Origin of the sequence: Stenotrophomonas sp. GbtcB23, assembly GCF_019091045.1 — a bacterium.
In the GTDB taxonomy this organism is placed as follows: domain Bacteria; phylum Pseudomonadota; class Gammaproteobacteria; order Xanthomonadales; family Xanthomonadaceae; genus Stenotrophomonas; species Stenotrophomonas rhizophila_A.
Genome location: NZ_JAGXKC010000027.1, coordinates 19,139 through 33,063, shown reverse-complemented (window position 1 = coordinate 33,063; position 13,925 = coordinate 19,139). Strand labels below are relative to the sequence as shown.

Genomic DNA, 13,925 nt, shown 5'->3' with positions numbered 1-13,925 from the left:
ATGGGCCGCTATGATCCATACATGTATGGAGCAGGCGCAGGCCCCCGATGAGTGACGCTTTACGAATTGAACGCAGCGCGGCCGTGCTGACCCTGTGGCTGAACCGCCCTACCCTGCACAACGCCTTCGACGCCGGGCTGATCGCGCAGCTCACCGCCGCGCTGGAAGCGGCCGGCCGCGACGCGCAGGTCCGCGCGGTGGTGCTGGCCGCCACCGGGGCTTCTTTCTCGGCCGGCGCGGACATGCAGTGGATGCGCGGCATGGCTGCGGCCAGCGAGGAGGACAACCGGCAGGATTCGCTGGCGCTGGCCCGGCTGATGCGCACCCTGGATGAGCTGCCCAAGCCGACCATCGCCCGCGTGCACGGGGCGGCGTTCGGCGGCGGGGTCGGCCTGGTGGCCTGCTGCGATATCGCCATTGCCAGCACCACCGCCCGCTTCGGCCTGACCGAAAGCCGGCTGGGCCTGCTGCCGGCGGTGATCTCGCCTTATGTGATCGATGCGATCGGCCCGCGCCAGGCGCGGCGCTGGTTCGCCACCGGCGAGCATTTCGACGCCGACACCGCCCTGCGCATCGGCCTGGTCCACCAGCTGATCGAACCTGAACGGATCGACGAAGCGGTTCAACGCCAGCTGGGCCTGCTCGACAAGGCCGGCCCGATCGCCTCGTCGTCGGCCAAGGAACTGGTGCGCCGGGTCAGCCTTGGGCGCGACCGCGACGCAACCGACCGCGACAATGCCGCCCTGATCGCCCGCCTGCGGGTGTCCGAGGAAGGCCAGGAGGGTCTCGGCGCTTTCCTGGACAAGCGCGCGCCCCATTGGGTTACCCAGGACTGAAGGGCCCCGGGCCCACGCACCCGCGGGCTGGCCGCTTTGCCGCCCATCCCGCGTATCCCCCTTTCATGGCCCACAGGGAAACCTGGGTCGCTCCACTTCGCCAGGAACGTTCGTGACTCCATTCCCCACCCGTCCACTGCAGGCTGTGCGTCTTCCCTCCCATGGGGAGCATCGGCATGGATGATTTCGTACGCATCGTCGAAGTCGGTCCGCGCGACGGACTGCAGAACGAAGCCCAGCCGGTGGCCACCGCCGACAAGATCGAGCTGATCCGCCAGCTCTCGCTGACCGGCCTGCGCACCATCGAAGCCACCAGTTTCGTCAGCCCGCGCTGGGTACCGCAGCTGGCCGACGCCGCCGAGGTCTATGCCGGCATCGAACGCCGCCCGGGTATCGCCTACCCGGTGCTGGTGCCCAACGAGCAGGGCTACGACCGTGCCCGCGCGGTGGGCGTGGAGGAAGTGGCGGTGTTCACCGCCGCCTCGGAAACCTTCAACCGCACCAACACCAATGCCGGCATCGACGAATCGCTGGCGCGCTTCGCACCGATCCTCGAGCGCGCCCGCGTCGACGGAGTGAACGTGCGCGGCTACGTGTCCACCGTGCTCGGCTGCCCTTACCAGGGCGAGGTCGCCGTCAGCGAAGTGGTGCGCGTTGCACGCGCGCTGCACGACATGGGCTGTTACGAAATTTCGCTGGGCGACACCATTGGCGTCGGCACGCCGCGCAAGGCCCGCGCCATGCTGCGCGCGGTGGCCAGCGAAGTGCCGATGCCGGCCCTGGCCGTGCATTTCCACGATACCTACGGCCAGGCGCTGGCCAACATCGATGCATGCCTGGAGGAAGGCGTGCGCGTGGTCGATTCGGCCGTGTCCGGTGCCGGCGGCTGCCCTTATGCCAAGGGTGCCAGCGGCAACGTGGCCAGCGAAGACGTGGTGTACCTGCTGCATGGCATCGGCATGCGCACCGGCATCGATCTGCCGGCGCTGGCCGCCACCGGCCGCTGGCTGGCCGCGCGGCTCGGCCGCGAAACCGGCAGCAAGGCCGGCAGGGCCCTGGCCGCGACATGAGCCGACGCCGCCCGCGCACGGATGCAGCGGTCGGTGATCACCTCACCGGGCACGTCGACGCGCTGGCGGCCCTGGAAGAGGCGCTGGCGCAGCCGCCCGGCGACGACCTGCATGCCCTGCTGCGCGATGTGCAGCAGGCGCTGCAGGAAGCGATGGACGACCGCCAGCTGGCGCTGCGCCGCTACGCGGCACTGTTTGATGCGGTGCCTGATCCGGTCAGCATCCTCAGCGAATCCGGCGTGGTGCTGGATCTCAACAAGGCCGGCATCCGCGCCTATGGCCGGGCCCGCGAAGACATCATCGGCCAGCCGATCGAGCTGCTGAATCCGGACCTGCCCAGCGATCACCTTGATCCGGTCTGGGAAGCCTTGCGCCGGGGCGAAACCTACGTCATCGAAGTCACCAACATGCGCGGTGACGGCAGCCGCTTCCCGGTGGAAGTGCATTCGGCCGGCTTCGAGCACCAGGGCGAGCACTGCATCGTGGCGGTGGCGCGCGACCTGAGCAGCCGCTGGCAGGCCGAATCGCGCTACCGGCTGCTGATGGAATCCATCGACAAGGGGGTGATCCTGTTCGACCGCGACCTGCGCGTGATCTCGGCCAACCCGGCCGCGCACCGCATCCTGGGCACGCAGGGCAATGGCGGCAGCCTGGCCGCCATGCTGAGCCCGGACGACTGGATCAGCGTGGACGAGCACGGCCATCCGCTGACCCGCGACCAGTGGCCGGCAGCAGAAGCACTGCTGCGCGGGCGCATTGTCCGCAGCACCATTGTCGGCCTGTACCACCGCCCACGCGGGCGGATGATCTGGATTTCCACCACCAACGTGCCGGTGTACGGCAATGGACGCGACTGCCCCGATCACGTGTTCGGGCTGTTCAGCGACATCACCGAACTCAAGCGCAACAACACCCTGTTCGACCGCGCCCAGTCGCTGGCCCACATCGGCGGCTGGGAATGGGACCGCGGCCTGCAGCGCCTGTACCTCACCGATGAAGCCGCGCGCATTCTTGGCCAGGAGCTGCCGCTGCAGGACATGGCGCACCTGATGGACTGCCTGCGCCTGGACGACCGCTCGCAGCTGCAGCAGGCGCTGCTGGACGTGATCGACCGCCAGGTACCTTTCGAGCTGGAGCTGCAGGGCCAGCGCAGCGACGGGCATTCGTTCTGGGTGCGCATGATCGGCGAGGCCGAGGCCGGCGACGTCAATGCCGCGCGCATCGCCGGCACCGTGCAGGACATCACCTCGCGCAAGCATGCCGAGGAAACCCTGCGCATCCAGGCCCGGACCGACCCGCTCACCGGCATCATGAACCGCGATGCGGTGCTCACCGACCTGGCCGCCCGCATGGGCAGCCCCACCCACTGCAAGGTGGGCGTGCTGTACATCGACCTGGACCGCTTCAAGACCGTCAACGACCTGCTCGGCCACAACGCCGGTGATGAACTGCTGATCGATGCCACCCGGCGCATTTCCACCGCAATCGGCACCGAAGGGCTGGTGGCGCGGTTTGGCGGCGACGAATTCCTGGTGGTGTGCGATACCCGCGACCAGCCCGACCAGCCCGAGCGCCTGGCCGAGGCGATCACCCGCGCCTTCTCCACCCCGTTCCGGTTCGGCAGCGACGAGTTCTCGGTCACCACCAGCATCGGCATCGCCCGCGCGCCACAGGACGGGCTGCGCCCGCAGCAGCTGATCCAGAACGCGGACATCGCCATGTATGACTGCAAGCGGCGCACCCGCAACGGCTGGCAGGTGTTTTCCCCGGAGCTGGCGCAGCGCCAGCACGACCGCCTGCAGATCGAGAGCCGCCTGCACCGCGCGCTGGACGATGACGAGTTCCACCTGGTCTACCAGCCGCAGGTGAACCTGCATACCGGCCAGCTGGTGGCCGCCGAGGCGCTGATCCGCTGGCGCAACTCGCAGTTGGGCGAACTGCGCCCGGACATCTTCATCGGCCACGCCGAAAGCACCGGCGACATCGTGCGGATCGGGCTGTGGGTGCTCAACGAGGCCTGCCGCCAGGTACGCCAGTGGCAGGACGACGGCCTGGGCATCGTGCGGGTGGCGGTGAACGTCTCCTACCGCCAGTTCGTCGGCGAGGACCTGGCCCGCAACGTGCGCCAGGCGCTGGACCAGTACGGCCTGCCGGGCAGCGCGCTGGAGCTGGAATTCACCGAGCGGGTATTGATCGAGGACGCGCCCGACACCCTGCAGACCTTCGCGCGGCTGCGCGAGATGGGGGTGCTGCTGACCATCGACGATTTCGGCGAAGGCTACAGCGCGCTCAACTACCTGCGCCGGCTGCCCATCCACGGGCTCAAGCTCAGCCAGATGTTCGTCGAGGGCGTGCCCGGCAACCGCTCGGACGTGGCGGTGTGCGAGGCCGTTTGCGGCATCGCCCGCAGCCTGGGACTGGGGCTGGTCGCCGAAGGCATCGAATCAGAGGAGCAGCGCCGCTTCCTGCACGGCATGGGGGTCACCGTCGGCCAGGGCTTCCTGTTCGCGCCCGGACTGTCCCCGGACGAATTCGCCCGCCGCCTGCCGCCGCGCCGCTGAGCGCCCGTCTGCGCTGCACAACGGCGAACGGGCCGGCATCCGCTAGAATCGGCGGCTCTTGAACCTGCGGGATCGTGCAATGCAGCTGTCTTCCGTCCGCGCCGTCGTCACCGGCGGTGTTTCCGGCCTCGGCCTTTCGGTGGCCCAGCACCTCGTCGCCCATGGCGCCAAGGTGGCCCTGTTCGACCTCAATGACGACAAGGGCGCCGCCGCCGTTGCCGAGCTGGGCGCTGCCAACGCCCGCTACTTCAGCACCAATGTCAGCGACGAAACCGCCGTGGCCGCGCAGATCGACGCCGCGCACGACTTCCTGGGCGGCCTGAACGTCGTGGTCAGCTGCGCCGGCATCCTCGGCGCGGGCCGCGTGCTCGGCAAGGAAGCGCCGATGCCGCTGGCCACCTTCCAGAACACCGTCATGGTCAACCTGGTGGGCAGCTTCAACGTGGCCAAGGCCGCGGCCAACCGCATGCAGCACAACGCCGCCGGTGACGATGGCGAGCGCGGCGTGATCATCAACACCGCCAGCGTGGCCGCCTACGAAGGCCAGATCGGCCAGGCCGCCTATGCCGCCTCGAAGGGTGGCGTGGTCGGCATGACCCTGCCGATGGCGCGCGAGCTGTCGCGCTTCGGCATCCGCGTGATGACCATCGCCCCGGGCATTTTCTGGACCCCGATGGTCGATGGCATGCCGCCGGCCGTGCAGGAATCGCTGGCCGCCTCCATCCCGTTCCCGCCGCGCCTGGGCAAGCCGGAAGATTTCGCCGGCCTGGTCGGCCACATCCTGACCAACACCTACCTCAACGGCGAGACCATCCGCCTCGACGGTGCGGTGCGCCTGGCACCCAAGTAAGCAAGCACCACTACCTCCCACGAACCGACCTTCATTACATGAAAGCCAACGACATCAAGAAAGGCAACGTCGTCGAATACAACAACGGCGTGTACCAGATCCGCGACATCGAGCGCAGCTCGCCGCAGGGGCGCGGCGGCAACGTCCGCTTCCGTTTCATCATGTACAGCGTGCCCGGGGGCAACAAGCTGGACGCCAGCTTCGACGCCGACGACAACCTGCCGGAAGTCGAACTGCTGCGCCGCCAGTCCACCTATTCGTACAAGGACGGCGATGCGTTCGTGTTCATGGACGATGAGGATTACACCCCGTACACCCTCGATGCCGATGTCATCGGCGATGACGCCGGGTACATCACCGATGGCCTGACCGGCATCTACGTGCAGGTCATCGATGACCAGCCGGTGGCCGTGCAGCTGCCGAGCAGCGTGGTACTGGAAGTGGTCGAGACCCCGCCGGAACTGAAGGGCGGCACCGCGACCAAGCGCCCGAAGCCGGCCAAGCTCAACACCGGCATTGAAATCATGGTGCCGGAGTACATCTCCAACGGCGAGCGCGTGCTGGTCAATACCGCGACCGGTGAATTCGCCGGCCGCGCTGACTGAGGTAGCGCGCTGAATCAGGGGCGCTCGGCGAGGGCCGGCGCCCCGGCGAAATCGCCACAGCCGTGGTACTGGCGGGCGCCCACCGTGAGCATCACGGTAGCGCCGAATGCCTGCCCGCTCATGTCGTCATGGCAGACCGTGCGCTGGAAGCTGACCTTGATGTCGGTGCCATCGGCGGCCTTGCCCGACCAGCCATCCTTGCCCTGGGTCGGCGCGACCACTTCGAATTTCTGCTCGCCGTAACCGGTCTCCACGCGCAGCACCGGGTTTTCGCCTGCGCTGACCTGCGCCAGCCAGCCCGGCTCGTTGCCGGTGGCACGGAACTCAGGCGGCGCTGCTGCGCTCTGGGCGGCGGCAGCGATCTCGCCCTCCTCGCCCGATCCGGAGCAGCTGCGGTCCGGCTCGCCCTTGAGGGTCAGCGTGCCTTCGGTGGTGCCCTTGGTCCAGAACACGTTGCCCTGCCCGTCGCTGAACTTCGCGCCGGAGGCGGCGGTGTCCGCGGCCATCACGAAAGTACGCCCGCCGACGACCACCGTGGCCGAATCCTGGCCGCGATAGGTGGCCTGCACCGGCAGATCGCCGCACTGGAAGGCGTACACGCGTTCATCGGAAGTCGGTGCGGCCGCCGGCGGCGGGGTTTCATTGCCGGCCGCGACGGGATCGGGTACCGCGCTGTCGGCCTGCTGCGCCGGCTGGCAGGCGGCCAGGCCGGTGGCGATGGCCAGGCTGAGAATGAGGGGAGATGCGCGCATGTTCGACTCCTTGCCGATGTTCTGGTTCAACCAGGGATCGTAGCCCTGCGGGTGTGAGCGGAGGTGAAACGCGGCCGCTTTACGCCTGTTCGCGCGCCAGCTGGCGCATACGGCTTCCCAGCCGGGCCAGCGTGTCGTCGATCGTGGCCAGCTCCTGCTGCTGCGCCGCAGGCAATCGCGCGCGCATCTGCGCCTGCAACGCCGTCCATGCCGGAACGCCGCGTGCGCTGATCTGTTTTGCAGCCTCGGCCGCAATGATGCGCTCCTCCGGGCTCGGCAAGCCATAGCCGTCACCGCCCACCAACCCGGCCGGATTCACCAGCTGCCCGGCATCGTCCAGCAGCGCGAGCAACGCCGCATGCGCTGCATCATCGTCCGTATCCGAACCGCCCAGCGCCCGCTTCAACCCATCGCGCGCACGCAGTTCTTCGCGGTACCGCGCCGCCTGCTCCAGCAACAACAATGCCGAAGTGGCACGCAATCCGCCACGGTCCGCCCAGTGCGCACGCTGCGCCGCCGGCAATGCCAACCACGCGGTCACTTTCGCCGTCGGCAATGCCAGTTCCGAACGCGCCGCATCGAACAACTGCTGGTAATGCGCCTGCGCCGACGGGAAGTAGTAGCCCATGCGCATCGCTTCGCGCCTGTCCTCCAACACCGCGCCATCCGCACGGCCCTGCCGCTCCAGCCGACGCAGCAGGCCACCGGGGCTGAGCCGGTTCAGGCCGGGATCGGCCCAGCGTGGCACGCCTTCCTGCAGCAGCTTGCCGGTTTCCACCGCGCAGTTGTTGCTGACAAAACGATACCGCCCGTCATAGCTCCAGTGCACCTGGCCTGCGCGTTCCAGCAGACCCGCGATGTCGCTTTCATCAAGCGCCAGCGGTACCGACTTCAGCCCGCGCAGCTCCAGCTGGGTGTACTCGTTGATCACCTGGTTGAGCGGCAGCACGAACAGCCGCGACGGATACGCGCCGGTCAGCCCGCGCCAGCTGGAAATCTGCACATCGCCGACGAACGCGCGGAACGACAGCACCCGGTGATGGGCCAGATCCAGCCGGCACGCCGGGCCGCGCGGACGTCCCGGCGCGCAGATCACCAGCCGCAGCATGCTGTGGCCCCAGCGGCTCATCAGCTGGTCGTTGCCCTCGGCCAGCAGGTAGTCCACCGCATATACCCGCTGCGGATCCAGCTCCAGCAACGAGGCTTCGCCGGTGACATCACCCGCCTGCACCAGCGCCACGCGCGGGTCGCATGTGGCCTGCGGCCCGGGTCCAAGGTGATCTGCAAACCACGCCGCCAGCGCCGGGCGGCGACACGCGAACCCGGTGTCGAGCAGGTAATGCTCGGCATTCACCGCCAGGTATTCGGCCGGGCTGTAGCGCTCGTACGGGTCGGGACTGCGTTCGGTGAACGCGTTGTCACCACGCCCCCAACGCCACGGGTGCTGCTGCCAGCCGGCCAGGTCACGCCAGCGGGCGCTGTACGACCAGCGGCCATCAACGGCGCGGTCCAGCACGTGGGTCAATTCATGGATCAGCGCCGCCTGCACCGCGCGTGGCAGGGGTTGGCCGGGTTGTACCTCGTCCAGCAGGCTGCGCCGCAGGGTGATCGCATTCCTGCGGGTGCGGCCATGCACCGTGTCGGGAAGCTGGTCCGACCAGGAAAGGGTCACCGGGGCGACGAAGCGCGCCTGCCATGACGCAGGCAGCAACGCAGGCGCCTGCTGCAGCACCTGCTCGGCGTTCGCCCGCTGACCAGGATCGAGTCCGTCCGCCTGCAGCTGAAGCTGCAGGGCGGCATGGGCGGCCGGGGCGGCCAGCAACGCCGCCAGGGCCGCCGCGCATCGGCGCAGGGCCCTGCGGCGCAGTTGCATCAGCGGGCCAGCAGGGCCTGGGCCAGCTGCATGTCGCTGGCGTCGCGCTGGGCGGCACCGGTTTCGCGCAGGTGCAGGAGCGCCGCTTCCAGGCGGGCGCCACGGATGGCGCCGTCGGTGGCCACGAACGCCGCTGCGTCTTCGCGGGCGTCCACCACCACCTTGTCATCGTCCGAGCTGGACGAACCGGCCGAGGAGGCACCGGACGCCGAACCCGCCGAGGAGCCGGCGAAGCTGGAGGCGAATGCCGAAAGCGGCAGGGCGAGCACGGCAAACAGCAGGATCGATCGCTTCATCTTGGGTTCGTTGAGGACAGGAAGAGGGAAAGCGTATCGGCTGCGTGAAATTCTGTCGCCTGCTACAGGTCGAATACCTTGCCCGGATTCAGCAACCCTTGGGGATCAAACGCTCGTTTGACCGCCTGCATCAGCGCGATTTCCGCCTCGCCGCGGGTGCTGTCCAGGTAGCCCTTCTTGACCAGGCCGATGCCATGTTCGGCCGAAATGCTGCCATCGAAGTCTTTCAGCACCTGCGCCAGCAGCTTGGTCACGTGCTCGCACTGCTGCAGGAACTGCGCATCGTCGGTGGCATCGGGCTTGAGCACGTTGATGTGCAGGTTGCCGTCGCCGATATGGCCGAACCAGACCACGTCGAAGTGCGGGTAGGCCTGCCCGATCAGCGCCTGGGTGCGCGCCATGAACGCCGGCATCGCCGAAATCCGCACCGACACATCGTTCTTGTACGGCTTGTAGCGCGCCACCGCCTCGGTGATGCCTTCGCGCAAACGCCACAGCTGCGCGGCCTGCGCGTCGCTCTGGCTGACCACGCCGTCGCTGACCCAGCCCTGCTCCATGCAGGCCTCGAACGCGGCCATCGCCGCAGCCTCCTGCACCTCATCGCCCGCGGCGAACTCGGTCACCACGTAGAACGGATGCACCTCGGCGAACGGCGCCTGCGCGCCATGCGCCAGCACGTGCTCCAAGGCCCGGTCGGTGAAGAATTCGAAGGCCTGCAGCTGCATGCGCTCGCGGAACGCGGCAAACACCTGCATCAGCACCTCGAACGACGGCAACGCCAGCAGCATCACGTTGCTCGCCGGCGGCGGATCGGTGAGCTTGAGCGTGGCTTCCACGATCACGCCCAGCGTGCCCTCGGAGGCGATCAGCAGCTGGCGGAAATCGTAACCGCTGGAATTCTTGATCAGCCCCTTGTTCAGTTCGAGCAGTTCACCGTTGGCGGTGACCACCTTCAGGCCGGCAATCCACTCGCGGGTGTTGCCGTAGCGGATCACCCGGATGCCACCGGCATTGGTGGCGATATTGCCGCCGATCGAGCACGAGCCGCGTGCGGCGAAGTCGACCGGATAGATCAGGCCGTGTTCGAGCGCTGCGTTGTGGACGGCTTCCAGCGCCATGCCGGCCTGCACGGTCAGCGTACGGTCCACCGCATCGAAGGCCAGCGCCTTGTTCATCCGCTCCAGGCTGAGCACCAGCTCGCCGTTGGCCGCGACCGCGCCGCCGCTCAGGCCGGTGCGGCCCCCGGAGGGCACCACCGCCACGCCCTGGGCACTGGCCCAGCGCAGGATGGCCTGCACCTCGTCCACGTTGCCCGGCAGCGCAATGGCCAGCGGCGCCGGCGTCCAGCGCCGCGTCCAATCGCGCCCGTAATGCTCCAGCTCGGCCGGCTCGGTGGTGAGCCGCAGCCCGGGGCAGTCCTGCAACAGCAAATCAAGGCGCGGATCAGTCATATGAACGGAGGGGCCAAGGCAATCCCAAAGGGTAGCGCACGACTGTTAGTCGTGCGACCTCGCCAACAATTGGTCGCATCTGAAACCGTCAAACCGCCCCATGGCGCACCGCACCATCCCCGCCCCGATCTGGCATAGTGGGCAGCTCCCGCCCAACATGCTGCCGCTTGCCCATGTCGCCGAAGAAGACCTCATTCCCGAAGCAGGATATCCGCGTGCTGTTGCTGGAGGGGGTGAGCCAGACGGCCATCGACGTGTTCAGTGCGGCCGGCTATTCGCAGATAGAACTGCACAGCAAGGCCCTGCCCGAAGACGAACTGAAGGCGCGCATCGCCGAAGCGCACATCGTCGGCATCCGCTCGCGCACCCAGCTCAGCGCCGACGTGCTGGCCCATGCCAAGCGCCTGATGGCGGTGGGCTGCTTCTGCATCGGCACCAACCAGGTGGACCTGGAAGCGGCCGAGCTGGCCGGCATACCGGTGTTCAATGCGCCCTACTCCAACACCCGCAGCGTGGCCGAGCTGGTGATCGCCGAAGCGATCATGCTGACCCGTGGCATTCCGCAGAAGAACGCCGAATGCCATCGTGGCGGCTGGTCCAAATCGGCCGCCGGCAGCCATGAAGTGCGCGGCAAGACCCTGGGCATCATCGGCTATGGCCATATCGGCACCCAGGTCGGCGTGATGGCCGAAGCCATGGGCATGCAGGTGATCTTCCACGACATCGAAACCAAGCTGTCGCTGGGCAACGCCCGCGCTGCCATCGACCTGGACGACCTGCTCGCCCGCGCCGATATCGTCACCGTGCACGTGCCCGAAACGCCGGCCACCCAGTGGCTGATCGGCGCGCCGCAGCTGGCCCGCATGCGCCCGGGCGCGCACCTGATCAATGCCGCACGCGGCACCGTGGTCGACATCGATGCGCTGGATGCGGCGCTGCGCTCGGGCCACATCGGTGGCGCGGCGCTGGACGTGTTCCCGGTGGAGCCCAAGGGCAACGGCGATGCCTTCGTGTCGCCACTGACCGCGCACGACAACGTCATCCTCACCCCGCACGTGGGCGGCAGCACCCTGGAAGCGCAGGACAACATCGGCGTGGAAGTGGCGGCCAAGCTGGTGCGTTACAGCGACAACGGCAGCACCCTGTCGGCGGTCAACTTCCCCGAAGTGACCCTGCCCGAGCACGAAGACAGCCTGCGCCTGCTGCACATCCACCAGAACGTGCCGGGCGTGCTGTCGAAGGTCAACGAGATCTTCTCGCGCCACAATGTCAACATCGATGGCCAGTTCCTGCGCACCGACCCGAAGGTCGGCTACGTGGTGATCGACATCACCGCCAGCGAAGCACAGGCCGCGGCCGTGCGCGAAGAGCTGGCGGCGATTCCGGGCACGCTGCGTACGCGCGTTCTGTATTGATCGCACTGCCGGCCGCGGACGTGCGCATCAACGCGCACGTTTCGCTCCGCGGTAGGGTCGCATCCCAATCGACTGCCGATAACGGTGATCGGCGCGATGGCGGCATGACCTCTGGACGAAACGCGCTTCTTCGCCAAATGGTCATGCCCTACCGAACGTGGAAACACGGCCGGTGGTCGATCGGGATGCGACCCTACCAGGGCGGGGACTTATCGCGCGCGCTTGGGCACGTGGTCCTGGTAGCGGTACGGCACCGGGATGGGCGTTTCATCCAGCGTCAGCGTGATCCGCTTCGGTTCCACCTGCACCATCACCCGCCCGCCTACGGGCAGTTCAAAGCGGTCCAGCCACATGCCGCGCAGCACCACGCACGGAATGCGCCCGCCGTCTGGCAGCCGATGACCACCGGGATGCTTGAACGAGCCGATCCGCAGATGTTCCGGCGCGTGCAGGCCGATGCCGGTTTTGGGTTGTTCGTTTAAGGGTAAGTCCGAGTTCGAGCGACGCATTTGCCACCTCCGAGGAAGTCTCCCTCGCCGGAATGGCGAGGGAGTCGGGAGGCTGAAACCGTTTAGAACATCGGCATGGCGTATTCCCGCGAGGGTGTTTTATTCCACCACCCTCCCGACAAATGACTTCCACATTGCGTTCGTTCTAAGGAGATTTCAGGCTCCTGAGCAAACCATGCGCGATATCGAACGCGATGGGAAATTGCTTGTTCCGAAGGATATTGGAGTTTCAGTAGGCTGTGTCTACTGCATGACGCAATCGGTGCGGTTGCACGCGCATTTCTTCGCCAACGGTCATGCCGCAACCGAACGCTGAAACACCGTAGGCAGTCGATTGGGATGCGACTCTACCGGTGCATTGCGTGCTGGTCGATCACGTTCGGCGACTCATTGGTAGGGTCGCATCCCTATCGACCGCCGATAACGGTGATCGGCGCGACGAAGGCATGACCTCCGAACGAAACGCGTTGTTTCCGCCAACGGTCATGCCACAACCGAACGTTGCACCACGGTCGGCGGTCGATCGGGATGCGCCCCTACCGATGCGTGCCGATGGATTTCGTGCGATTACCCAAAGGCGGCGCAAGATGATTCGTGCGATGACGCGAACGGGACGGAACGACGGTTCGTGCGATGACGCATTGGTAGGGTCGCATCCCTATCGACCGCCGATAACGGTGATCGGCGCGACGAAGGCATCACCTCCGAACGAAACGCGTTGTTTCCGCCAACGGTCATGCCACAACCGAACGTTGCACCACGGTCGGCGGTCGATCGGGATGCGCCCCTACCGATGCGTGCCGATGGATTTCGTGCGATTACCCAAAGGCGGCGCAACGATGATTCGTGCGATGACGCGAACGGGACGGAACGACGGTTCGTGCGATGACGCATTGGTAGGGTCGCATCCCTATCGACCGCCGATAACGGTGATCGGCGCGACGAAGGCATCACCTCCGAACGAAACGCGTTTTTTCCGCCAACGGTCATGCCACAACCGGACGTTCGAACACGGTCGGCGGTCGATCGGGATGCGACCCTACCGGGTCACCGTGCGAGCCAGCGCTTGGCCATCCGCGGCAGCGAATCATCCCCGTCCGGCGTCTCGATCGCGGCATCGGCCACGTCGGCGACGTCGCGCCAGGCCAGCGCCAGCGACTCCTCGCTGATCGCGAAAACCTCACTCCCCACCGCCCGCACCACGTAGCGGGCGTCGTAGTGCCAGTGGCCGGGCACGTCATGCCGTTCCGGAATCCAGTGCTTATCGATGTCGAACAGCACCGCCCCGTCCTCCAGCACCAGCCCGGCCAGGCCGGATTCCTCCTCGGCCTCGGTCAGCGCCACCCTGGCCAGGTCGCGCACGCCATCGGCATGCCCGCCCAACTGGAGCCAGCGGTTCAACTTCCGGTGATGGGTCAGCAGCACCCGCGCCCCATCGGCGCTGACCAGCCAGGCGCTGCCGGTGAAATGGCCGGCCAGCCGGTCACGCAGGAAAGGGTTTTCCGGGTCGTCCAGCAATGTGCTGAATTCGTCAGCCAAGGCGGCGTGTTCCGGGTGCCGGCGGGCGTAATCGGCCAGTTGGCCGCGCAGGGCGGCGTCAAGTGCTACAACGGATTCAGGGTTTGACGACATGGCGACCGGGCAATCAGGCGGATTTGGCAGATTATCGCCCGGCATGCTGCATTTGCGCTTGTGCGCAGGCTTCAG

13 protein-coding genes are annotated in these 13,925 nt (G+C 67.2%); 7 read left to right on the top strand and 6 right to left on the bottom strand.

What is annotated here, in order from left to right; genetic code table 11:
- Positions 1-47: 47 nt before the first annotated feature.
- From KVS69_RS12355 to yeiP, 5 genes are all read left to right on the top strand, one after another.
- On the top strand, positions 48-836 hold the full coding sequence (locus tag KVS69_RS12355) for an enoyl-CoA hydratase-related protein (protein WP_068851504.1): 789 nt from the start codon (positions 48-50) through the stop codon (positions 834-836).
- A 176-nt stretch (positions 837-1,012) separates the two neighbouring features.
- A complete protein-coding gene (locus KVS69_RS12350) occupies positions 1,013-1,906 on the top strand; it encodes a hydroxymethylglutaryl-CoA lyase (RefSeq protein ID WP_217538268.1) in 894 nt (297 codons plus the stop codon).
- Positions 1,903-4,467 (top strand): EAL domain-containing protein, encoded by a 2,565-nt coding sequence (locus tag KVS69_RS12345; RefSeq protein ID WP_217538266.1) that lies wholly within the window; start codon positions 1,903-1,905, stop codon positions 4,465-4,467. The genes KVS69_RS12350 and KVS69_RS12345 overlap by 4 nt, the downstream gene beginning before the upstream one ends.
- A gap of 79 nt (positions 4,468-4,546) precedes the next feature.
- On the top strand, positions 4,547-5,317 hold the full coding sequence (locus tag KVS69_RS12340; RefSeq protein WP_217538264.1) for an SDR family NAD(P)-dependent oxidoreductase: 771 nt from the start codon (positions 4,547-4,549) through the stop codon (positions 5,315-5,317).
- Between the two features lie 38 nt (positions 5,318-5,355).
- On the top strand, positions 5,356-5,922 hold the full coding sequence (yeiP, locus tag KVS69_RS12335) for an elongation factor P-like protein YeiP (RefSeq protein ID WP_068851495.1): 567 nt from the start codon (positions 5,356-5,358) through the stop codon (positions 5,920-5,922).
- Positions 5,923-5,936: 14 nt separating this feature from the next.
- Here yeiP and KVS69_RS12330 read toward each other — a convergent pair whose 3' ends face one another.
- The 4 genes from KVS69_RS12330 to KVS69_RS12315 form a co-directional block, all read right to left on the bottom strand.
- Positions 5,937-6,674 (bottom strand): MliC family protein, encoded by a 738-nt coding sequence (locus tag KVS69_RS12330; RefSeq protein WP_217538262.1) that lies wholly within the window; start codon positions 6,672-6,674, stop codon positions 5,937-5,939.
- A 79-nt stretch (positions 6,675-6,753) separates the two neighbouring features.
- Positions 6,754-8,547: a DUF4105 domain-containing protein gene (locus tag KVS69_RS12325; protein WP_217538260.1), complete on the bottom strand. Its 1,794-nt coding sequence runs from the start codon at positions 8,545-8,547 to the stop codon at positions 6,754-6,756.
- On the bottom strand, positions 8,547-8,843 hold the full coding sequence (locus KVS69_RS12320) for a DUF2388 domain-containing protein (RefSeq protein WP_068851491.1): 297 nt from the start codon (positions 8,841-8,843) through the stop codon (positions 8,547-8,549). Before KVS69_RS12320 ends, KVS69_RS12325 begins: the two co-directional genes overlap by 1 nt.
- A gap of 62 nt (positions 8,844-8,905) precedes the next feature.
- The gene (locus tag KVS69_RS12315; protein ID WP_217538259.1) at positions 8,906-10,294 is read right to left on the bottom strand and encodes an FAD-binding oxidoreductase; all 1,389 of its coding nucleotides are present in this window, start codon (positions 10,292-10,294) and stop codon (positions 8,906-8,908) included.
- A gap of 173 nt (positions 10,295-10,467) precedes the next feature.
- On the opposite strand from KVS69_RS12315, the gene serA reads away from it, so the two are divergent.
- Positions 10,468-11,709 (top strand): phosphoglycerate dehydrogenase, encoded by a 1,242-nt coding sequence (gene serA / locus KVS69_RS12310; RefSeq protein WP_184123757.1) that lies wholly within the window; start codon positions 10,468-10,470, stop codon positions 11,707-11,709.
- A 209-nt stretch (positions 11,710-11,918) separates the two neighbouring features.
- On the opposite strand, the gene KVS69_RS12305 is transcribed toward serA, so the two are convergent.
- Positions 11,919-12,218, bottom strand: coding sequence for a hypothetical protein (locus KVS69_RS12305; RefSeq protein WP_184123758.1), 300 nt, complete (start codon positions 12,216-12,218; stop codon positions 11,919-11,921).
- 175 nt (positions 12,219-12,393) lie between these two features.
- On the opposite strand from KVS69_RS12305, the gene KVS69_RS12300 reads away from it, so the two are divergent.
- Positions 12,394-12,534 carry a hypothetical protein gene (locus KVS69_RS12300; protein WP_217538257.1) on the top strand — a complete coding sequence of 47 codons (141 nt, stop codon included), beginning with the start codon at positions 12,394-12,396 and terminating at the stop codon, positions 12,532-12,534.
- Positions 12,535-13,265: 731 nt separating this feature from the next.
- On the opposite strand, the gene KVS69_RS12295 is transcribed toward KVS69_RS12300, so the two are convergent.
- The gene (locus KVS69_RS12295) at positions 13,266-13,850 is read right to left on the bottom strand and encodes an NUDIX hydrolase (RefSeq protein ID WP_217538295.1); all 585 of its coding nucleotides are present in this window, start codon (positions 13,848-13,850) and stop codon (positions 13,266-13,268) included.
- Positions 13,851-13,925: the final 75 nt, after the last annotated feature.